We start from the raw sequence: 21,001 nt of genomic DNA, 5'->3' as shown, positions 1-21,001 counted from the left end.
GGCCGGACGTGCTGCCCTCCGGGCAGCCGTTCACGAGCACGCGTGCGGCGGTCGGCTCTGCGGGAGACCGCGCGGACCGGTCACCGTGCTGCTGCCCGGCCGGTGGGCCCGGGGCTGCCGGTGGGCCCGGGGCTGCCGGTGAGCAGGTCGGCGGCGCGTTCGGCGACGAGCAGGACGGTCACCATGGGGTTGATGGCGGGCATCGTCGGGAACACCGACGCGTCGACGATGCGCACGCCCTCGACGCCGCGCAGTCTCAACTGGGGGTCGCAGACGGCCATCGGGTCGTCCGCTGCGCCCATGCGGCAGGTGCCCGCCGGGTGGTAGACGGTGTGCGCCGCGCGGCGCCCGTATTCCGACAGGTCGGCGTCGGAGGTGACGTCCGGGCCGGGCGCGACCTCGCGGACGAGCCAGTTGCTCAGGGGTTCGGTCGCGGCGACCTCCCGGGCGATCTTCAGGCCCTCCACGATGGTGCGTTCGTCGTGGCCGTCGGGGTCGGTGAAGTACCGGAAGTCCAGGGCGGGGTGTTCGGCGGGGTCGGCGCTGCGCAGCCACATGCGGCCGGTGGAGCGGGCGCGCGGTACGTTCGGTGTCATGCACACCCCGTGTTCCGGAACAGGGTAGCCCAGGCGTTCGGTGTTGACGGTGAACGGCACCTGGTAGAAGTGGAACATCAGGTCCGGGCGCGGTTGGCCGGTGTCGCGGCGCAGGAACAGGCCGGCGTCGGAGTCCATCGCGGAGTTGGGCGGCAGCGGGCCGTTGGTCTCCCAGACGATCACGGACTCGGGGTGGTCCAGCAGGTTCTCCCCCACGCCGGGCAGGTCGGCCCGCACGTCGATGCCCAGGTCGCGCAGGTCGTCGGCCGGGCCGATGCCGGACAGCATCAGCAGGCGCGGGGTGTCGATGGAGCCGGCGCACAGCAGGAGTTCGCGCTCGGCGCGCACGGTGGCGGGTTGGCCGTCGGCGCCACGGACGGCGACGCGGGTCAGCCTCCCCGACTCGTCGTCGAGCAGCCGGTGGGCCCAGGTCTCCAGGAGGAGGGTGAGGTTGGGGCGGTCCAGGATCGGGTGGAGGTAGGCGACGGACGCGGAGGAGCGCAGGTTGCCCTCCGGCTCGTAGGCCAGCGAGAAGAAACCGACGCCGTCGGCGAAGGGCTCGGCGTTGAAGTCGTCGATGACGGGGACGCCGAGAGCGCGGGCGGCGGCGGTGACGAAGTCCTTGGCGATGGGATTGCGGTCGGCCTCGGCCACCGGAACGATCCGGGTGAGCAGCCGGTCCCGGTAGGGAAGGATCGTCGCCGGGTCCCAGCCGGTGCAGCCGTGGGCCACCCAGTCGTCGAGGTCCTGCGGCAGCGGCAGGAAGCTGATCAGCGTGTTGTGGGAGGAACAGCCGCCGAGTACGCGGGCACGTGAGTGCAGGATGTGGGAGTTGCCGCGCGGCTGCTCGACGGTGGTGTAGCCGTAGTCGAACTCCGAGCCGAGCAGGTTGATCCAGTTGCGCAGGCGCAGGATGCGGTCGTCGCCGACGTCGCTGGGGCCGCCCTCGATGACGCAGACGCGGCAGTCGGGGTCCTCGCTCAGGCGGGCGGCGAGCACACAGCCGGCGGTGCCGCCGCCGACGATGACGTAGTCGTAGGCGGACTCGACGCCGTGCGCAGTGGTGGGGGCCATGGGATGCCTTTCTTCGGTGGCCGTCGGGTGGCGGCGGGCGGGCGGTGTGCCGCGCCCGGTCAGCCCTTGAACCAGCCGGAGGGTGCGGGGGCGAGGTTCTGGTAGATGTGCTTGGCCTCCTGGTATTCACGCAACCCGGTGGGGCCCAGCTCGCGCCCGACGCCGGAGTGGCCGAAGCCGCCCCACTCGGCCTGCGGCACGTAGGGGTGGAAGTCGTTGATCCACACGGTGCCGTGCCGCAGCCGCTGGGCGACGCGCTGGGCGCGGCTCGCGTCGGAGGTCCACACGCCGCCGGCCAGGCCGTAGCGGGTGTCGTTGGCCAGTTCCACCGCCTCGTCCTCGGTGTGGAAGCGCTCGACGGTGACGACCGGTCCGAAGACCTCCTCCTGGACGATGCGCATGGACCGGTCGCAGTCGGCGAAGACGGTCGGCAGCAGGAAGAAGCCGCCGCTCAGCGCCGGGTCGTCGGGGCGGGTGCCGCCGGTGACGAGCCGGGCGCCCTCCTGCCGGGCGGCGGCGATGTCGCGTTCGACCTTGTCACGGTGCTCGGCGGAGCTGAGCGGGCCGCTCTCGGTGCCCTCCTCCATACCGTTGCCGAGGCGGATCCCCCGGGCGCGCTGGGCGAGGGAGTCCACGAACCGGTCGTACAGGGAGTCCTGGACCAGCAGACGTGAGCCGGCGGAGCAGACCTGCCCGGAATGCAGGAAGGCGGCGTCCAGCGCGTTGTCCACGGCGGCGGCGAAGTCGGCGTCCTCGAAGACGATGTTGGGGTTCTTGCCACCCAGTTCCAGGGCGATGTGCTTCGGCCCCTGGGCGGCGGCGGCCATGATCGTGCGTCCGGTGGCCAGGCCGCCGGTGAAGGACACCAGGTCGACCTCGGGGTGACCGGTCATGGCGGCGCCGACGGTCGCCCCGGAGCCGAGCACCAGGTTGGCGACGCCGGGGGGTGCGCCGGCCTCCTCGATGAGCCGGATCATGGCGATCGTGGTGAGCGGTGTGGTCTCGCTGGGTTTGAGGACGAAGGTGTTGCCGGCGGCCAGCGCCGGCGCCACCTTCCACGAGGCCTGCAGCAGCGGATAGTTCCAGGGGCCGATGAGCGCGCACACCCCGACCGGCTGGTAGACGACGCGGCTGAGGACGTCCGGGCCGACGTCCACGACACGTCCGCCGTCCTTGCCCGCGAGTTCGGCGAAGTAGCGGAAGGCGTTCGCCACGTCCTCCACGTCGAAGCGGGCCTCGGTCAGCGTCTTGCCGGTGTCGAGGGTCTCGGTGCGGGCGATCTCGTCCCTGTCGCGCAGCAGCAGGTCGTGGACACGCAGCAGGAGGTCGGCGCGGTGGCGGGTGGGGGCGTTCGCCCACTCCTCCTCGTCGAAGGCACGCCGGGCGGCGCGCACCGCGCGGTCCACATCGGTGGCGTCCGCCTCGTCGACGGTGGTGATGACGGAGGCGTCGTACGGGTTGACCACCTCCCGCCGTCCGCCGGCCGCGGCCTGTGTCCACTCGCCGTCGATGTACAGCTCGCCCACCACGGGGCCTCCTTCGCATCCGGCCGGTGCCGATCGGTTTGCCGTCAGCAACATGGCCATGGTGCGGTCGGCGGCCACCGGGCGCACCGCCACCATCGCGACCGGGTGGTCCGGGCGCCCCGGACGACCCGGACGGGCTAACGATCGGCCGGGGCCGGACGGGCCCGACAGCGCGGCCCGTCCGCAGACTGCCGAACGGAGCAGGCTTCCCGCCCCGTGTGCCCCACTGACTTCACAGGGGCAGGCCCGTGCCCAGGCGGTCGCGGCCGCGTCGGCCACCGGAGACGTACACAACCGGTTCAGTGGTGGCACAGCAACAGTGGTGACCCAAGGCAGGGACTTCGGGAACCTCACCATCGGAGTGCCCCCCGAGGACGCGTCGCGGCACGGCGGAGGGGCGCGCCCACACGGACGGCCGTAACACCCAACGCCCTCCCTGTGGTGTCGGTCCGCGCCCGCCGGGCCCGGACCCACTGACGCGCCCCACCGCCTCAGCAGCGGCGACCACGGCTCCGGCACCTGCCCCATCGTCTCCAACTCGGGCAACTGCTACCAGGCAGGGCAGTCTCGTCGCCCTCGACGAGACAGACGGCTCCTCGGGCGGCAGGCAGCCCGCACCGCACGCTCCGGCTGTTGCTGCCCGCGCGCGGCGGGCGGAACGGGGGCGTGGGTGGTGGTCCGGTGGGTCAGGCCGCCCGCCGTATCCGGTCTTCGTGGCCGCGGATGATGTCCGCGTACCGGTGGCCGGAGCCCTTGATGGTGCGGGTCTGGGTGGCGTAGTCGACGTGGACGAGGCCGAAGCGTTTGTCGTAGCCGTAGGCCCACTCGAAGTTGTCCAGCAGGGACCAGGCGAAGTAGCCGGCCAGCGGGGCGCCCTTGCGGGCGGCGGAGGCGCAGGCGGCGAGGTGCCGCTCCAGGTAGTCCTGACGCTCCGGGTCGTCGATCACGCCGTCGGGGCGGACCGTGTCGGGGAAGGCGGAGCCGTTCTCGGTGACGTAGAGCTTGCGGGCGCCGTACTCGTTCGTCAGGCGCAGGAGCAGGGTCTCGATGCCGCTCGCGTCGATCTCCCAGTCCATGCCGGTGCGCGGGACGTCGTCGCGACGGACGGCGGCGGCGTGGGGGGCCGGGCCGTCGGGGTCGGCCGCCACCACCTGGGGGAAGTAGTAGTTGAGGCCGAGCCAGTCGAGGGGGGCCGCGATGGTCTCCAAGTCACCTGTCTGTTCCGGGAGTTCCACGGCGTAGACCTCGCGCATGTCGTCCGGGAAGCCACGGCCGTGGAGGGGGTCGAGCCACCAGCGGTTGGTGTGGCCGTCCATGCGGGTGGCGGCGGCCCGGTCCTCGGGGCTGTCGGTGGCGGCATGGATCGTGGAGAGGTTGTTGACGATGCCCACCTGGGCGTCGGGGGCGGCGGCGCGGATGGCTCGCGCGGCGAGGCCGTGGCCGAGGAGCAGGTGGTAGGAGGCGCGGACGGCTGCCGTAAGGTCGGTCAGGCCGGGCGCCATCTTGCCTTCCAGGTGACCGATCCAGGCCGAGCACAGGGGTTCGTTGAGGGTCGCCCAGTGGTGCACGCGGTCGCCGAGGCGTTCGGCGACCGCCGAGGCGTACGCGGCGAAGTGCTCGGCGGTATCGCGCTCCGGCCAGCCGCCGCGGTCCTGGAGGGCCTGGGGCAGGTCCCAGTGGTAGAGGGTGACGGACGGGGTGATGCCGGCCTCGAGCAGGCCGTCGGTCAACCGGTCGTAGAAGTCCAGGCCCTTGACGTTGACCGGACCGTCGCCGCCGGGGACGATCCGGGGCCAGGCGAGGGACAGGCGGTAGGCGTTGGTGCCGAGGCGGCGCATCAGGTCGATGTCCTCGCGCCAGCGGTGGTAGTGGTCGCAGGCGATGTCGCCGTGGTGGCCGTTGTCGATCGTGCCGGGGGTGCGCGCGAAGGTGTCCCAGATCGACGGCGAACGGCCGTCCTCCGCCACGGCCCCCTCGATCTGGTACGCCGAGGTGGCCGTGCCCCACAGGAAGTCCTCGGGGAGGGCGGCATAGTCGATGGCCACGGAAGTCCTTTCAGGCGGAGGGGGGTTGTCAGACGCAGGGGAGTCGGTCACTTGACGGCTCCTGCCGTCAGGCCGGCGACGAGGTAGCGCTGCAGGAGCAGGAAGCCGGCGACCACGGGGATGCTCACCACGAGCGAGGCCGCCATGATCTGGTTCCAGTACACGTCGTGGAGGGTGGAGTAGCCCTGGAGTCCCACGGCGAGGGTGCGGGTGGTGTCGTTGGTCATCACCGACGCGAAGAGGACTTCGCCCCAGGCCGTCATGAAGGCGTAGACAGCGACGGCGACGATGCCGGGGATCGCGGCCGGTACGACGACCCGGAAGAGGGCGCCGAGCGGGCCGCAGCCGTCGACCAGGGCGGCCTCGTCGAGGTCGCGGGGCACCGAGTCGAAGTACCCGATCAGCATCCAGATGGAGAACGGGAGGGAGAACGTCAGATACGTCAGGATCAGGCCGCCGCGCGAGCCGAACAGGGCGATGCCCGTGGCGTTGCCGATGTTGACGTAGATGAGGAACAGCGGGAGGAGGAAGAGGATGCCGGGGAACATCTGCGTCGACAGCACGGTCACGGTGAAGACGCGCTTGCCGCGGAAGGTGTAGCGGCTCACCGCGTAGGCGGAGAAGACGGCGATCACCACCGAGCAGACGGTCGCCGCGCCCGCCACGATCAGCGAGTTCACGAAGTAGCGTCCCAGCGGGACCGTGGACCAGATGTCGATGTACGGGCGGATCGTCACCTCGGTCGGCAGCCAGCGGAACGTGCCGGTGACGTCCGCGAGCGGCTTCAGCGAGCTGGAGATCATGACGTACACCGGGATCATCACGAAGCCGGTGAGCAGGGTGAGGAAGATCCGCCGGGACCACAGGAACGAGCGGGGCGGGGCCATGGGCGATGCCGGGGAGGCCGAGGTCGCCGGAGACACCCGGGTCGCCGTCGGTGAACTAGCCATGTGACGGCCTCCGTTGGCGCGAGGTGAGGACGAGGTACACGCCCGTCACGACGAGCAGGAACAGCAGGAGCAGGACGGACATCGCGGAGCCGGTACCGAAGTTCCAGGTGACGAAGGACGCCTGGTAGATGTGGACCGAGATGAGGTCCGCGGCTTCGGGGGCGGTTCTGCCGAACAGGACGAACGGCGTGTTGAAGTCGTTGAACGTCCACAGGAACAGGACCAGCACCAGCACTTGGTTGACCGGGCGCAGCGACGGCAGGGTGATGCGACGGACCTGCTGGATCATCCCGGCGCCGTCGAGGGCGGCTGCCTCGTACAGCTCGCGGGGGATGTTCTGCAGGCCGGCCATGACGATGAGGAAGGCGAACGGCCAGCCCTTCCACACGGAGACGGTCAGCAGCGCGACGAAGCTGTTGTCGCCGATCAGCCAGAAGGACGGCTTGTCGGTGAGGCCGAGCTGGTCGTGCAGGACGTGGTTCACCAGGCCGTTGTCGTGCTGGAACATGAACACCCAGGTGATGACGGCCGCGTAGACCGGCAGCGCGTACGGCACCAGGAACAGGGCGCGGAGCAGGCCGCGGCCGCGGAAGGTGTCCTGCATGTAGATGGCCGCCGCCGTGCCGATGAGCCAGCACAGGCCGACCGACAGCACGGTGAAGGCGAGGGTGACGAAGAAGGAGTGGAGCAGGGCCGCGCCGACGGGGGCGTCGAAGTCGACCGACACCTTGTAGTTGTCGAGGCCGGCCCAGGGGGCGGTGCCCCAGTCACGGATGTAGAACTGCGTGAGTTCCTTGAAGCTCATCACGATGCCGATCACCATCGGCACCAGGTGGACGAGGAGTTCGAGGAGGAGGGCGGGCAGGAGGAGCAGGTACGGCAGTCCGATGCGGCGGATCCGCCCGGTGCGGCGGCGGGGGCCGCGCTCCGCACCGGGGGAGCTCTTCCGCGCGGCGGCCTCTGCTGTGGGGGCAGTGGCGGTCATGGCGGTGTTCGGGCTCACTTCTTGGGCATCTGCTGCTGGGCCTTGGTGAGTGCGGCCTTGACCGATGCGGTGGTCACCTCGCGGCCGCCGGCGGCACCCGCGAACAGATCCTTGACGGCCGTACCGACGGCGGTCTCGAACTGGGACTCGTCGGGGACCTGCGGGAGGGCCACGGCGCTCTGGGCGAGGGTGTCCTTCAGGACGGAGTTGGCCGGGGAGTTGAAGGCGGCGTCCTCCTGGGCCGCCTTGACCGGTGGGATGGAGCTGTACGCCGTGTTGAGGATCTTCTGCTCGGCGTCGCTGGTCATGAACTTCACGAACTCGGTGGCGCCGTCGACGTTGTCGCTGTTCTTGAAGACGGCCAGGTTGATGCCGGCGACCATCGAATTGACCTGCCGGCCGGCGCCCGGGGTGCCGGACTGCACGGGCACGGGGGCGATGCCGTAGGAATCATCGGCCATGCCCTGGGACTTGAGGTTGGCGGAGGCGGACTGCCAGAGCAGCATCGCCGTCTTGCCCTTGGCGAAGTCGCTGACGGACTGGTTCTGGGCGTACTCGGCGTTGCCCGGGGCGATGATCTTGTCCTTGGCCATGAGGTCGACGTACTGCTTGACCGCGGTGACGGCACCGTCGTTGGTGAAGTCCGGCTTGCCGTCGGCGGTGAAGAAGTCGGCGCCGTGCTGCTTGGCGAAGACGAAGGCGTGGTGGATGTTCTCGGAGGGGTTCGAACCCTCCATGGCTATCCCCCACTTGCCGTCCTTGGAGACCTTCTTGCCGGCGGCGACCAGCTCGTCCCAGGTGGTGGGGGGCGCGTCGACGCCGGCGTCGGCGAGCATCTGCTTGTTGTAGTAGAGGGCGTACGCCATCGAGTACAGCGGAACCGCTGCCGGGTCCTGGCCCTCGATGCCGGTGGAGCCGAGCGCGGAGTCGACGAAGCGGTCCTTGCCGCCGATCCTGTCGAAGTTCTTCGTGTCCCACGGCAGCAGCGCGCCCGTCGCCTGGAGTGAGGCGGACCAGGTGTTGCCGATGTTGAGCACGTCCGGGCCCTGGCCGGAGGTGGTCGCGGTGAGAATCCGGTTCAGTAGGTCGGACCAGGGCACCACCTCCAGTTTGACCTTGATACCGGTCTGCTTCTCGAACTTGTCCAGCTCGGGCTGGAGCACCTTCTTGTCGATCTCGATGCTGGCGCCCTGGTTGGAGGCCCAGTAAGTGAGCTCCTTGGGCGAGTCGTTGGACCCGCCGCCCGTGCTCGATCCGCCTCCGCAGGCCGTGGCGGCGAGTGCGAGAGACAGGATGACGGCGCCTGTGGCCGCGGCTCGGATACTGCGCATGGCTTCTGGTGTGCCTTTCCGCGAGGGCGGGGGGTGCGAAGGAGTGGGACGGGGCTGCGAGGGAGGTGCGAGGGAGGTGACGGAGGTGCGAGGGGAAGGCTGGACCGGTGGGAGGGGGTGGGAGAGGAGTGCGAGAGGAGTGCGAGAGGGACGCACCGAGGGTGCCGTGGAGTGCGACTCATGGCTTAATTTAGAACGTGAGTTAAACCCTCAGGAGGGGCAACGTCAAGGGTTTGGACGGAGTCACCCAACTCTCGCCGCGCCTCTTGACTCATCTGTTCCACGGATGAACCATCAGCGGCGAGAGAGCGCTCCCCCCTCCCCCACACCGTTCACTTCCTGAACCAGGAGAGCCGCCCCATGACGTCCGACTCCCCCTCCCCCCAGCCGCCCGCCACCGGCCCCCGGGCCGCCGTCCGCCGCCGGGCCGTTCTCGGAGCCGCGGCCGCCGTACCCGTACTGGCCGCACTGACCACCACAGCCTCCGCCGCACCGGTCGCTGCGACCGTGCCCGCCGCCGCGGCGAAGCGCGGGAAGCAGCGCCGGCTCCGGGCCGGCGGCGATCTCGGCCCGAACGTGATCGTCTTCGACCCGTCGACGCCGGGCATTCAGGCGAAGCTGGACGAGGTATTCGCCCGGCAGGAGGCGGACCAGTTCGGCCCGGGCCGCTACCAGTTCTTCTTCAAGCCGGGTGCCTACCACGGGCTCAACGCCCAACTCGGCTTCTACACCTCGATCTCGGGCCTCGGGCTCTCCCCCGACGACACCACCATCAACGGCGACGTGACGGTCGACGCCGGCTGGTTCGACGGCAACGCCACGCAGAACTTCTGGCGTTCGGCGGAGAACCTGGCCCTCGTCCCGGTCAACGGCACCAACCGCTGGGCGGTCGCCCAGGCGGCACCCTTCCGCCGGATGCACATCCGCGGCGGCCTCAACCTGGCGCCCGCCGGCTACGGCTGGGCCAGCGGCGGCTACATCGCCGACAGCCGGATCGACGGCACGGTCGGCCCGTACTCGCAGCAGCAGTGGTACACCCGGGACAGTTCGGTCGGCGGCTGGACCAACGCCGTGTGGAACATGGTGTTCTCGGGAGTCGAGGGCGCACCCGCGCAGAGCTTCCCGGAACCGCCGTACACCACGCTCGACCGGACACCGATCTCCCGCGAGAAGCCGTTCCTGTACCTGGACGGCACCGGGTACCGGGTGTTCCTGCCCGCGCTGCGCACCGACGCACGCGGCGTCACCTGGGGCAACGGCACCCCGCGCGGCACCTCCCTGGCCCTGGACCGGTTCTACGTGGCGAAGCCCGGCGACTCCGCGGCCACCCTCAACCAGGCGCTCGACCAGGGCCTCAACCTGCTGCTGACACCGGGCATCTACCACGTCGACCAGCCGGTCCGCGTCAACCGCGCGGGCACGGTCGTCCTCGGTCTCGGCTACGCCACCCTGATCCCCGACAACGGTGTCTCCGCCCTGAAGGTCGCCGACGTCGACGGCGTACGGCTGGCCGGTTTCCTGATCGACGCCGGGCCGGTCAACTCGCCGGTACTGCTGGAGGTCGGGCCGAACGGCGCATCGAGGGACCACTCCCGCGACCCCATCACCGTCCAGGACGTGTTCATCCGGATCGGCGGCGCGGGCCCCGGCAAAGCGACCACCAGCATGGTGATCAACGCCCGGCACACCATCGTCGACCACACCTGGGTCTGGCGTGCCGACCACGGCGAGGGCGTCGGCTGGGAGACCAACCGCTGCGACTACGGCGTCGTCGTCAACGGCCACGACGTCCTGGCGACCGGCCTGTTCGTGGAACACTTCAACAAGTACGACGTGCAGTGGAACGGCGAACGCGGGCGCACGATCTTCTTCCAGAACGAGAAGGCGTACGACGCGCCGAACCAGGCCGCCATCCAAAACGGGTCACTCAAGGGCTACGCGGCGTACAAGGTCGGCGACCGTGTCACCACCCACGAGGGCTGGGGCATGGGGAGTTACTGCTACTACAACGTCAATCCGACGATCGTGCAGCACCACGGCTTCGCCGCCCCGAACCGGGCGGGCGTCCGTTTCCACCACCTGTTGGTCGTGTCGCTGAGCGGCAACGGGCAGTACGAGCGCGTCATCAACGACACCGGCGCGCCCACCTCGGGTACGAACACCGTGCCGTCGAAGGTGGTGTCCTACCCCTGATCCGGCGTCCGGTGCCCGCCGCGACCGGCGCCGGCGGTCGCGGCAGGCACCGGTACGACGCCGGTGGCGGGCCCTCCCCACTGAGTCCGGGAGCGACCGCCGTCCCCGTCACCGCACGGGCACCACGGCCGGCGCCGGGGCGTAGCCGGTCGGGCGGGTGGTGAAGGTGCCACGGCCCTGGGTGCGGCCGCGCAGACGGGTCGCGTAGCCGAACAGTTCGGCCAGCGGCACGGTCCATCCCTTGATCTTCGCAGGGAATCCCGGCCTTCGGGCCGGGCGGGAATGCGATCCTCGGCCTGGAGGCGCGAAGCGCCGGAGTTCTCTGCGCCTGCGGGGTGGCGGTCAGGCCGGCCGCTTCTGGCTCTCGATGTAGTCCTTGACGATGCTCAGCGGTGCGCCGCCGCAGGACCCCGCGAAATACGACGGGGACCAGAACACCGAGCCTGTGCCGATCCGGTTGATCCGGCCGGTGTATTCCGCGCGCAGGTAGCGGGAGCTGACGCCCTTGAGGCTGTTGACGAGCTTGGACAGGGCGATTTTCGGCGGGTAGTGCACGAGCAGATGGACGTGATCGCCTTCACCGTTGAACTCGCGCAGTTCGGCTTCGAAGGACTGGCACACGTCCCGCATGATCTCCTCGCAGCGCGTCAGCATGTCGTCGTTGAAGACCTCCCGCCGGTACTTCGTGACAAACACCAAATGCACATGGAGGTGGCAGACAACGTGGTTACCCCTTCTGATCTCGAAAGATTGTTCCCAGCGCGGTGACATGGACCAAGTGTAGTAGGATCGAGTGAACTCGACCGGAGGGGGTGGGCCGGATGATCCGTGCGTACAAGTTCCTCCTGCGGCCCACCGTCCGTCAGGCGCAGGCACTGTCCGAAATGCTGCGGGATCACTGCTCCCTCTACAACGGGGCCCTACAGGAGCGGCGTGACGCCTACCGGCACCCGTCGAAGACCAGCGTCACGTACGGCGACCAGTCGGCGCAGCTCAAGGAGGTCCGGGCGTTCGACCCGGAGCGTCAGGGCCGCTGGTCCTTCAGCTCGCAGCAGGCCACCTTGCGCCGTCTCGACAAAGCGTTCGCCGCGTTCTTCCGCCGGGTCAGGTCCGGTGACACGCCCGGCTATCCGCGTTTCCGTGGGGTGAACTGGTTCGACACCGTGGACTTCCCGAAGGACGGGGACGGCTGCCGCTGGAAATCCACCCCGCACGACCCGGTCACCCGCGTCCGCTTCCAGGGCGCCGGCCACGTCAAGGTCAACCAGCACCGGCCGGTGGCCGGCAAGGTCAAGACGGTGTCGGTCAAGCGTGAGGGCAAGCGCTGGTACGTGATCCTGACCGCCGAGCAGGCGCAGCCGGAGCCGCTTCCCCCGATCGGCAGCGTGGTCGGCATCGACATGGGGATTGCGAACTTTCTCGCTGACCCCAACGGCGGCTTCGTGGACAACCCGCGCCACGGGCGCAAGGCTGCCGCCAGGCTCGAAGAAGCACAGCAGGCACTCAGCCGGTTTCCCCGCGTCCGCCGGGACAAGCGGACGAAGAACCACCAGCGGGCCGTGAACAAGGTGGCCGGCCTGCACCGCAAGGTCCGCCGCCGGCGGCTCGACCACGCGCACAAGACCGCCTTGGACCTGGTCCGCGAACACGACTTCATCGCGCACGAGGACCTCAGGATCCGCAACATGGTCAAGGCCCCCGCCCCGAAGCCGGACCCCGACCGGCCGGGCACCTTCCTTCCCAACGGGGCCGCCGCGAAGGCCGGGCTCAACCACTCGATCTCGGATGCCGGATGGGGGGTGTTCCTGACGATCCTCACCGCCAAGGCTGAAAGCGCCGGACGAGAAGTGATTGCCGTGGACCCCCGCAACACCTCCCGGACCTGCCCCCGGTGCGGGCACGTCTCAGCGGAGAACCGGCCCACACAGGAGAAGTTCCACTGCGTCTCGTGCGGCCACCACGCGCACGCGGACACGGTGGGCGCCCTGAATGTCCTACGGGCCGGGCTGGCCCGTCGCGAAGCCCCACCGGCATAGCGAGAAGCCCCCTCGTTCACGAGGGGGAGGAGTCACCTTGTTGACGAACGCGATACGCGGCACACCGTGCCGGTCGGCCTGTCGCCACACCGACTCGCTCTGCGGCTCCACGCCGGCGACCGCGTCGAACACCGCGACCGCGCCGTCGAGTACGCGCAGCGAGCGCTCGACCTCGTCGGCGAAGTCGATGTGGCCGGGCGTGTCGATCAGGTTGATCCGGTGGCCGCCCCAGGCGCAGCTGACGGCGGCGGCGAAGATCGTGATGCCCCGGTCGCGTTCCTGCGGGTCGAAGTCGGTGACGGTGGTGCCGTCGTGCACCTCGCCCCGCTGGTGCGTGGTGCCGGTCGCATACAGGATCCGCTCGGTGACGGTGGTCTTGCCGGCGTCGACGTGGGCGAGGATGCCGAGGTTGCGGACGGTGGCGAGGGGGTTGGCGTGCCGGAGGTTGCGCATGGCCCGTGGCCTTTCGGTGCTCTGTGACAGGGCAGCGCGATTCCCGGACGAGACCTACGGGCGACAACGGGGACACATGAGCGCCCAAGCACCGTCACCACCATGCGACTTGACTGACAGTCAAGAATGCAGTCCCGTCACGACATCCGGTACCGGCCGCGCAGCGGGCACCGGACGGCCGAGGACACGAGGAGCACCTCGGAGCGTACGGACCGGGTCCGGAGAGCGGCTGCAGCAGTGTGGTCACGCATGGCCGGACTCCCCTCACGGTCTCGAACACGCAACCCCACATCGAGGCAGCGCCTGCTCGTTGCCGAGTGTAGGGAGGGAGGGGCGGGCGGAGCCACGGCCTTTTCACGAGGGACGAGGCCGAACGCGAGCGACGGCTCCCGGCGCAGCAGGTCCTGCCGCACCCGCCCTGTTCAGCGAGACCGTCCGGACCAGCGAAGCCACCGCTGCGTAACGGTGAAACTTCAGTTGAGTGGAACCCACGGGTTTTCCCGCGTGTGGCGGGGATCACGTAGGGGGGAAAACCTGCGGCCCGGCTCGGGCGTCTAGCGGGTGTGAGATCAGTCAGGGCAGCGTTGCACGAGGTGGACGAGGAGCGTCTCGTCCGGCTGGTGGCACAAGGCGACCGTGCCGCGTTCGAGGAGTTGTACCGGCGTACGTCGCCGTGGCTGGCGGTGCGGCTGCGCCGCCGGTGTGTGGACGAGCAGATCGTCGCGGAGGTCATGCAGGAGACCTACTTGGCGGTGTGGCGCGCGGCGGGTGCGTTCGCCGGGGCCGCGGTCGGAGGGACGGCTACTGGTTGGCTGTGGACGATTGCGGCACGCCGCCTGGTCGACGCGTTCCGGCGCAGGGCTCACCATGCGGAGCCGCCGCCGGCCGCCGCTGTGCCCGACGCGGCGCCCGCCGCCGAGGAGGAGGCGCTCGCGGCGACCGTCGGCGGTGATGTCGGGGACGCGCTGCGGTGCCTCGCGCCGGAGCTGAGACAGGTACTGCAGGCCATGGTGCTCGACGGGCTGTCCGTCCGGGAGACCGCGGTCCTGCTCGGGCTGCCCGAGGGCACGGTCAAGACCCGTGCCCGCCGGGCCCGGATCGCGATGCGGAGGGCGCTGGCGTGAGTGTGGAACATGCGTCGATGCGGATCATCGAGGGGTACGCGCGCGGCGGCACGGACCTCGCCGCCGACGAGGTGTGGGCCGTGGAGGCCCATCTGGAGGCGTGCCGGGTGTGCCGTGACCGGCTGTCTGCCGCTGTCGGTGCCGAGGTGCCCGCCGTGGCGTCGCTGGTCGACACTGTGTGGTCCGGCCTCGAACCCCGGCTGGCGGTCACCGCCACGATGCCGCGCGGACGGCGCCGGCCGGCGCGGCTGTCGAGGTGGATGACGCCCACGATGGTGCCGTGGCTGGCCATGGTCGTGGGCGTGACGCTGCTGGCCCTGCTGCTCGACCTGGTCGACACCGGTTCCGGCGAGGTGTCGCTGGTGCTGCTGTTCGCGCCGGTCCTGCCCGTGCTCGGCGTCGCGGCGTCCTGGTCGCGCGGTCTGGACCCGGCGTACGAACTGACGGCCTCGGTGCCCAGGGCCGGGCTCCCTCTGGTGCTGCGGCGCACCGCGTCCGTGCTCGGCGTGGTCGTCCCCGCGCTGCTGGTGGGCGGATGGGTGACGGGGGTGATGGTGGCTCAGTGGCTGCTGCCCTGTCTGGCCTTCACGGCGACGACGCTGGCGCTCGGCGGTGTCGTCGGTGTGACCCGCGCCGCCGGCGTGCTGGCCGCCGTGTGGGCCGCCGTGGTCGTGGCACCGACCCTGGCCACCAGTCGTACGGCCTTCGCCCTGCAGGCGGGCGGTCTGCCCGTGTGGGGGCTGACCCTCGCACTCGGCATCGGTGTCGTGATCGCCCGCAGAGGCGCGTACTCCGTGCTGGGAGCCCATCGATGACCATCGGAAAGGAACACCACATGACGTCCGCCATGAGCGCGGCCGACATCGCACCGACGGCCTACGCCTGGGAGATCCAGGCCACCGGGCTGAAGGTCAGGGTCGGCAGGAAACGGATGGCCGTCGACGGCCTCGACCTGTCGCTGGGCACCGGCGTCCACGGACTCCTCGGCCCCAACGGGGCGGGCAAGACCACCCTCATCCGGACCCTGGCCACCGTACTGCGCCCCACCGAGGGCACCCTGGAGATGCTCGGCGAGTCCGCGGGCGGCATGGGCGAGCACCGTGCGCTGCGCCGCCGGATCGGTTACCTGCCGCAGGAGTTCGGCTACTACAAGCGCTTCACGGTGCGCGAGTTCGTCGAGTACATGGCGTGGCTGAAGGAGGTGCCGAAGGCGGAGATCCCCGCGGCGGTGCAGCGCGCCGTGGAGCGGGTGGGTCTGGCGGACCGCGCCGACGAGAAGATGAAGGCCCTCTCGGGCGGCATGGTGCGCAGGGTCGGCATCGCCCAGGCCATCGTCAACGACCCGACGATCCTGCTGCTGGACGAGCCGACGGTCGGTCTGGACCCGGCGCAGCGGCTGCGCTTCCGCGAGCTGCTGCAGGAGTTGGGTACGGACACCTGCGTGCTCGTCTCGACCCATCTGGTGGAGGACGTCGCCGCCGCCTGCACCGACGTGGTGCTCTTCGCCGAGGGGCGACTGGTCTTCCAGGGCACCCCGGACGACCTGGCAGCGGCGGGCGGCCCCGAGCACATGGGCGACAGCCCCCTGGAGCGCGGCTACTCGGCGCTGCTGCAGGGCCCCGGCCAGGAAAGGGGCGCCTGGTGAACATCCGTGTTCTGCGCATCGAGTTGAGGCGCTCCGTCGCCCCGTGGGCCGGCGCCGTGGTCTTCACGAGCGCGCTGGCGTTCCTGTACCTGCTGGACGCCTCGTGGTGGAGGGGCACCACGGCGTGGACGGCTCAGTGGACGTCCCTGGCGATGTGGACCCGCAGCCTGCTGTTCTACCTGTGGCCGCTGGCCGTGGGGCTCGGGGCGCTGCAGGGCCTGCGTGACCACCGCTCGAAGATGCCGGAACTGCTGACGACCACGCCGCGACCCGCCTGGCACCGCGCGGCCACGCTGGCGGGCACGACGGCGATCACCCTGGCCTCGGCCTTCGCGCTCCTCGTCCTCGTGGGTGCCGTCCAGGTGCTCGCCAACACCGAGTACACGCACCTCGGATGGCTGCCGATCTCGCTGGTGGGGGCACTCTTCCTCGTCGCGGGTGCGGTGCTGGGCATGGGGGCCGGGCGGGCCCTGCCGTCCGCGCTCACCCCGCCCGCGCTGGCCATGGGCGCCTTCGTGTTCACGGCCCTCATGCACATGTCGTCGGGCCGGACGGAGACGACCACGGCGACGGGGGTTCCGAGCACGGAGCCGAACCGGGTCTCCCTGCTGTCACCGGCGGTGGAGGAGGTGCGCGATGTGCTCGTCACGCTCTCCGCCTCCGTGCACGTCGGGCAGACGATCTGGCTGCTCGGCCTGGCCGCGACCGGCTTCGCGCTGCTGGTCGCCGCGACCCCGCGCACCCGGCTGATCGCCCTGACGCCCGCCCTGGCGGGCGCCGCGCTCGCCCTGCTCGTCCTCCCCTCCGACCCGCGACGGATGTACGTCGTGGACGAGGCCGCCGCGGAGCTGGTGTGCGACGGCCCGGTGTGCGTGACCAAGACGCACCGGGCACGACTCGCCGACCTCGCGGGTCCCGGTAAGGAGGCACTGCACCTGCTGCACCGCGCCCTGGGCGGCCGGGCGCCGGTCTCGGTCCGGGAGAACACCGCCGTACTGCCGGACGGCACCATGCCGCAGTGGTCCGGCGAGACCGTGCTCTTCGACTTCGACGACGGCGTCATCGCCGCCGCGGAGGGCGAGGAGCTGACCCGGGCCCTGATCGCCGAAGCCATGGTGCCGGGGTGCACCCCCGTGGGCTGGAGCAGTTGGGGGAACGAGGATTACGCGCAGGCCGTCGCGGTGGGCTGGGTCCTCGGGGACCTCAGGCCGCTTCCCGGCACAGAGTCGGCAAGTCTGCGCAGCGAGGTCAAGGCCGAGACCCGCCCGGTGTGGAAGGAACTCAAGGCGCTGCCGCGGGCCGAGCAGCTCTCGCGGATCAACGCGATGCGCGCCGCCGCGCTCTCCTGCGAGGGCGACGCCTTCGACGCACTGTCCGGCGGTGCGTCCCGGTGAGATGGCTGACGCTGTACGCGCGCTCACGGCAGGTGCCCGCGTCGCTCGCCGCGGTGGTGATCAGCGCGGTGACGGCGTGGACACTCGCCCGGGACGGGAGCGAGGCGCCCGGAGATCCGCGGCTGCCCGTGCTCGTCCTCGCCGCGGGGGCGATGGCGGCGTCGATCGGGCTCGGCGGACAGGACCTCGCGCTGGACCGGACGGCCGCGATCCGCTGGGTGCCCCGCAGAGCGGCGCACGTGCTGCTCGCCGGCGCGGTCGTCGGCACGGTGCTGCTGGCCGTGCAGACCATGGGCGAGGACATGGCCACCACCGCGTTCGTCGTCCGGGACAGCGCGGGCCTGATGGGACTGGTCGCCCTGGGCGCGGCGCTCTCGGGCGGCCCGTACGCCTGGACGCTGCCGTTCGCCTGGCTCTCGTACTCGTTCCTCGCCCCGCCCCCGACGAGTGTGCCGATGCAGGTGGCGACCTGGATGCTGCTGCCACCCGGCACGGCGGCGGGCACCTGGACGGCCCTGGTCCTCACGGTCGCCGGCACCGCGGCCTACGCTGTCGCGGGACCGAGACGTTGACCGGACCGGGCCACCGGATCGGGCCACGGCCGTGATCGTGCGCGGCCCCGCCCTCGTGAGCGCCGCGGCCCCGCCGCGGCGCTCACGAGGGCGGCGGCAAGTCGCGGCGGGCCACCAGCCGGTAAGCGTTGGACAGGCCCAACCAAGGGGACAGCGGCCGCACCACCAGCCTGTCGAGCACGATCCCGGCGGTAAGCAGGGGATCCCGGCGAGTAGCGGCGCGTGCCGCAGGGCACGCCGGGCCAGCCCCGTCGGCTCGGGGTTCGGGGAGTATCCGAGCGGGGATCATCGGTACGGCGTTCAGTTTCCTGAACGCTTCGGCGCCCCGGTCAACTGCCCTGGCGGAATGGGTTGTCCACCTCGAAGGGCTCCTCGTCGGTCTCTCCGCGCCGACGGCGTTCGGCCCGGTACGCGGTCCAGGCGAGTTCACCCTGCACAGTGGAACGCCAGGGTGTTCCGGTGCGGTCGCAGAACTCGGCATACTCCAGGTCCGGTTCGGCCGGCCGCCGACGGCGCTCGGCACGCGGGTCATCGGCGACCTCGACCGCTTGGAGGTCATCCACACGTCGGGCACGGGTCAGCTCGTCGACGTCGAAAGCGATGTGCCGCAGCACCGTCGCAACCTTGGGCAGACGGATCGGCACGGCGCAGGTGTCGGGAAAGTCGTCCTCGGGGCGGATCAGCTTCCCGCCGCGTACCGGACAAAGCGAGCCCAGCCATCCCGGCATACCGCAAAGTTGGGGCGCATGACATCCTTGGAGTCCCGTACCTGGATGGCCTGTTCGGTGACGGCGACCTCCACGCAGTTGTCACCTGCCGTGCCGCTGTAACTGGACTTGAACCAGGCCAGTCAGGGCCTGGACGACGGCACCGAAGGTCCGCAGGCTGTCCGACGGATCCGGCTCCCGCTCGCACTCCCCACCCGGCACCGCTGATTCCACATGATCGGTCGTCATCCGAGGTCCACCTCCAGGTACTCACACACCAGGTCCCCTGATGGAAAACGCCTAGAGCGACTAAAAGGACACTCGTACAACCCACCAAACACGCCCGTACGCTGACGCACCGTACGTGATGCGCCGATGAGCCGCACCTTTGGTACGCCGTCGCGGTGCCTCCCGGATCGCGCTTTCCCCAGCACACCGGCAACGTGTCGGATCGTTCGCGTAACGGCAACGAAGCGGCGGCTGTTGAACGTCTTGTGCACGGACATGAGATCCGGGCCCGGCCCAATCCACACCAGAGAACAAGAGCGCTTCTTGAACCCGTACAGCACCACCCCGCCCCCGTCCCGGCCCTGGTGGAAAACCACCCCAGCCCTGCTCGGCCTCCTGGCCCTGGTAGCCCTGATCGGGGCACTGAGCGCGTTTCAACCTGAAGTTGCAGGTCACGGGGCTGGCGTGGGTCGCGATTGGGGTACTCGTGCCGGTCAGAGGCATGATCGGTAGGAGGTGATCATCCGTCAGCGGTGGACCTCGGCGTTCGTCAGCACGAGGAGGGCCCGCAGCAGCGTGGTCGCGTGTCGGGCGTTCATGCGGACCTTGGTGAGGATCCGCCAGTTCTTCAGGTCGGCAAAGCCGTGCTCGTTCGCCGCGCGCTCGCGGCTGACCAGCCGGTTCGCCTCCTTCTGGGCGTCGGTGAGCGGATGGCCGCGAGTCGCCCGCCGGCCGGTGACGATGACCGGGGCGTCGGGGTCGTCGTCCAGGCCGACGAAGCCGAGATCGGCCAGAGCACCCAGACCGGCCTCCCGCAGGCGGGTGGTGATCCTGTTGTGGCGGGCGGTGGTGATCTCGCTGGAGCGGCCCGGCCGTGCCGCCGAGATCCAGACCAGGTTGCCGCGCTCGTCGGTCAGGGCCAGGAACAGCAGGCCGTGGGCCTTGTGTTTCCCGCTGTAGTTCGCCCGGTTCTCGTTCCCGGCGCGTCGGCGGGTGCGGACCAGGGTGCCGTCGAGCAGGACGACGACGCCACCCTTCCGGGCGATTTTCTTCAGCGCGCGGTCCAGGCGCGGGGCCTGCGCGGCGAGCAGGCCGATCACTTCCAGCAGCCAGCGGCGCACGGTGGAGGCGGAGACACCGTTGCCGCCCGCCATGTCGGAAAGCCGCTGGTCGTGCCGGAGGACCGCGAGGACGATCAGGGCGATCCGGCCGGGCGGGAGCTTGCGCCAGCGGGAGCGGATCTTCTTCAGGTGGGCGCGGACCAGGCCGGAAACCAGGTCCAGGGTGGCGCTCGACAGCGGCAGGCGGCACTGGTAGACAAGCCCCTCAGTGCCCTCGGCGAGGCTGGTGTTCTTTCGCATGGAATCCCCAACTCTCGCCGGGAGCATGCGTGTTACGCCAGAATCAGGCCGTGGCCGGTCAGGCGGGTGGCTGCGGCAGGGCGGTGAAGCGGCCGGCGGGGGTGCGGTGCAACCAGCCCCGGTCCGCCAGGCGCCTGAGCTTGTCGCGTACCGGTTCGACCTGCCCGGGTTGGGTGCCTCTGCCGAGCTGGACGCTGACGTCCTTGGCCGGGGTCGGATCCGAGGCCGCGGCCACCAGCTTCATGATCGTCTGGTAGTCGGCGGGCAGCGCGCTCTCGTCTATGCCCGGCTCGCGGTGCGGGACCAGCAGCATCCCGCCCGCGCCCGGAGTCGTCACCCGCTCCAACTCCTCGGCCACGTCCGGGTCGTCGGTCTGCCCGCTCCGCTTGGCCTCGATGAACTGCCCGATCACCATCTCGGCGGCTTCCAGCCGGACCACCTCGGCATCGATCTCGGCGAGTTCCTTGCGCAGCCCTTCGGCGCGATCGGCCAGCACCACTCTCCGCTGCATCACCCAGACCAGCATGTCCGTCACCAGCAGCCCCTTCCCACCCGGCTCCCCTCGGAGCCTACGAGGCACTCCCAATCCCACATCGCGACTCCGGCGAACCGGCAACGCATCGGATGATCACCTGCTACCGATCACACCACCGACCGGCACGAGCACCTCAGTCCCCGCCCATACCAGCCCCACGACCAGCGGATTCAGGTTGAACAACGCTCAATGGGATGCCGAACGAGTCACCGGAGTTCGGCGGAACCGGTGGCCGCCGCTCCCGTG

General features: G+C 70.4%; 18 protein-coding genes and 3 pseudogenes. 7 read left to right on the top strand and 14 right to left on the bottom strand.

Annotation, left to right across the window (positions count from 1 at the left end):
* Positions 1 to 80: 80 nt before the first annotated feature.
* The 6 genes from ACFPZI_RS18465 to ACFPZI_RS18440 form a co-directional block, all read right to left on the bottom strand.
* Complete coding sequence (locus ACFPZI_RS18465) at positions 81 to 1,670, bottom strand: GMC family oxidoreductase (RefSeq protein WP_381364293.1); 1,590 nt, start codon at positions 1,668 to 1,670, stop codon at positions 81 to 83.
* A gap of 59 nt (positions 1,671 to 1,729) precedes the next feature.
* A complete protein-coding gene (locus ACFPZI_RS18460) occupies positions 1,730 to 3,196 on the bottom strand; it encodes an aldehyde dehydrogenase family protein (protein WP_381364330.1) in 1,467 nt (488 codons plus the stop codon).
* Positions 3,197 to 3,882: 686 nt separating this feature from the next.
* A complete protein-coding gene (locus tag ACFPZI_RS18455; RefSeq protein ID WP_381364291.1) occupies positions 3,883 to 5,241 on the bottom strand; it encodes a GH1 family beta-glucosidase in 1,359 nt (452 codons plus the stop codon).
* 47 nt (positions 5,242 to 5,288) lie between these two features.
* Positions 5,289 to 6,128: a carbohydrate ABC transporter permease gene (locus ACFPZI_RS18450; protein ID WP_381364329.1), complete on the bottom strand. Its 840-nt coding sequence runs from the start codon at positions 6,126 to 6,128 to the stop codon at positions 5,289 to 5,291.
* A gap of 55 nt (positions 6,129 to 6,183) precedes the next feature.
* Positions 6,184 to 7,176 carry a carbohydrate ABC transporter permease gene (locus tag ACFPZI_RS18445; RefSeq protein WP_381364289.1) on the bottom strand — a complete coding sequence of 331 codons (993 nt, stop codon included), beginning with the start codon at positions 7,174 to 7,176 and terminating at the stop codon, positions 6,184 to 6,186.
* A 14-nt stretch (positions 7,177 to 7,190) separates the two neighbouring features.
* Positions 7,191 to 8,507: an ABC transporter substrate-binding protein gene (locus tag ACFPZI_RS18440; protein ID WP_381364288.1), complete on the bottom strand. Its 1,317-nt coding sequence runs from the start codon at positions 8,505 to 8,507 to the stop codon at positions 7,191 to 7,193.
* Between the two features lie 360 nt (positions 8,508 to 8,867).
* On the opposite strand from ACFPZI_RS18440, the gene ACFPZI_RS18435 reads away from it, so the two are divergent.
* Positions 8,868 to 10,700 (top strand): coagulation factor 5/8 type domain-containing protein, encoded by a 1,833-nt coding sequence (locus tag ACFPZI_RS18435; RefSeq protein ID WP_381364286.1) that lies wholly within the window; start codon positions 8,868 to 8,870, stop codon positions 10,698 to 10,700.
* Positions 10,701 to 10,808: 108 nt separating this feature from the next.
* Here ACFPZI_RS18435 and ACFPZI_RS18430 read toward each other — a convergent pair.
* Together ACFPZI_RS18430 and tnpA are read right to left on the bottom strand one after the other, a co-directional pair.
* Positions 10,809 to 10,937: pseudogene (locus tag ACFPZI_RS18430) on the bottom strand (hypothetical protein); the annotation flags it as partial.
* Positions 10,938 to 11,042: 105 nt separating this feature from the next.
* A complete protein-coding gene (gene tnpA / locus ACFPZI_RS18425; RefSeq protein WP_381364284.1) occupies positions 11,043 to 11,471 on the bottom strand; it encodes an IS200/IS605 family transposase in 429 nt (142 codons plus the stop codon).
* 50 nt (positions 11,472 to 11,521) lie between these two features.
* On the opposite strand from tnpA, the gene ACFPZI_RS18420 reads away from it, so the two are divergent.
* Complete coding sequence (locus tag ACFPZI_RS18420) at positions 11,522 to 12,736, top strand: RNA-guided endonuclease InsQ/TnpB family protein (protein WP_381364283.1); 1,215 nt, start codon at positions 11,522 to 11,524, stop codon at positions 12,734 to 12,736.
* A 33-nt stretch (positions 12,737 to 12,769) separates the two neighbouring features.
* Here the strand turns inward: ACFPZI_RS18420 and ACFPZI_RS18415 are convergent.
* Positions 12,770 to 13,189 (bottom strand): annotated as a pseudogene (locus tag ACFPZI_RS18415) (GTP-binding protein); the annotation flags it as partial.
* Between the two features lie 584 nt (positions 13,190 to 13,773).
* Between ACFPZI_RS18415 and ACFPZI_RS18410 the strand changes: the two are divergent.
* The 5 genes from ACFPZI_RS18410 to ACFPZI_RS18390 are packed head-to-tail and all read left to right on the top strand — an operon-like array spanning position 13,774 to position 17,924.
* Positions 13,774 to 14,313 (top strand): RNA polymerase sigma factor, encoded by a 540-nt coding sequence (locus tag ACFPZI_RS18410; protein WP_381364327.1) that lies wholly within the window; start codon positions 13,774 to 13,776, stop codon positions 14,311 to 14,313.
* Positions 14,310 to 15,128 carry a zf-HC2 domain-containing protein gene (locus tag ACFPZI_RS18405; protein WP_381364281.1) on the top strand — a complete coding sequence of 273 codons (819 nt, stop codon included), beginning with the start codon at positions 14,310 to 14,312 and terminating at the stop codon, positions 15,126 to 15,128. Before ACFPZI_RS18410 ends, ACFPZI_RS18405 begins: the two co-directional genes overlap by 4 nt.
* Positions 15,125 to 15,958 (top strand): ABC transporter ATP-binding protein, encoded by an 834-nt coding sequence (locus ACFPZI_RS18400; protein WP_381364279.1) that lies wholly within the window; start codon positions 15,125 to 15,127, stop codon positions 15,956 to 15,958. Before ACFPZI_RS18405 ends, ACFPZI_RS18400 begins: the two co-directional genes overlap by 4 nt.
* On the top strand, positions 15,955 to 17,352 hold the full coding sequence (locus ACFPZI_RS18395) for a hypothetical protein (protein ID WP_381364277.1): 1,398 nt from the start codon (positions 15,955 to 15,957) through the stop codon (positions 17,350 to 17,352). The genes ACFPZI_RS18400 and ACFPZI_RS18395 overlap by 4 nt, the downstream gene beginning before the upstream one ends.
* A complete protein-coding gene (locus ACFPZI_RS18390; RefSeq protein ID WP_381364275.1) occupies positions 17,349 to 17,924 on the top strand; it encodes a hypothetical protein in 576 nt (191 codons plus the stop codon). The genes ACFPZI_RS18395 and ACFPZI_RS18390 overlap by 4 nt, the downstream gene beginning before the upstream one ends.
* 329 nt (positions 17,925 to 18,253) lie before the next feature.
* Here ACFPZI_RS18390 and ACFPZI_RS18385 read toward each other — a convergent pair whose 3' ends face one another.
* The 5 genes and pseudogenes from ACFPZI_RS18385 to ACFPZI_RS18365 form a co-directional block, all read right to left on the bottom strand.
* Complete coding sequence (locus tag ACFPZI_RS18385) at positions 18,254 to 18,652, bottom strand: hypothetical protein (RefSeq protein ID WP_381364274.1); 399 nt, start codon at positions 18,650 to 18,652, stop codon at positions 18,254 to 18,256.
* A complete protein-coding gene (locus ACFPZI_RS18380) occupies positions 18,604 to 18,774 on the bottom strand; it encodes a DUF397 domain-containing protein (RefSeq protein WP_381364325.1) in 171 nt (56 codons plus the stop codon). Before ACFPZI_RS18380 ends, ACFPZI_RS18385 begins: the two co-directional genes overlap by 49 nt.
* Positions 18,752 to 18,880, bottom strand: a pseudogene (locus tag ACFPZI_RS18375) (transcriptional regulator); the annotation flags it as partial. The pseudogene ACFPZI_RS18375 and the gene ACFPZI_RS18380, both read right to left, overlap by 23 nt.
* A 506-nt stretch (positions 18,881 to 19,386) precedes the next feature.
* Positions 19,387 to 20,220, bottom strand: coding sequence for a transposase family protein (locus ACFPZI_RS18370; RefSeq protein ID WP_381364272.1), 834 nt, complete (start codon positions 20,218 to 20,220; stop codon positions 19,387 to 19,389).
* A gap of 58 nt (positions 20,221 to 20,278) precedes the next feature.
* Positions 20,279 to 20,755 (bottom strand): hypothetical protein, encoded by a 477-nt coding sequence (locus tag ACFPZI_RS18365; protein WP_381364270.1) that lies wholly within the window; start codon positions 20,753 to 20,755, stop codon positions 20,279 to 20,281.
* Positions 20,756 to 21,001: the final 246 nt, after the last annotated feature.

Origin of the sequence: Streptomyces chlorus (genome assembly GCF_042655885.1) — a bacterium.
In the GTDB taxonomy this organism is placed as follows: domain Bacteria; phylum Actinomycetota; class Actinomycetes; order Streptomycetales; family Streptomycetaceae; genus Streptomyces; species Streptomyces chlorus.
This window is presented reverse-complemented; position numbering and strand designations above follow the sequence as displayed.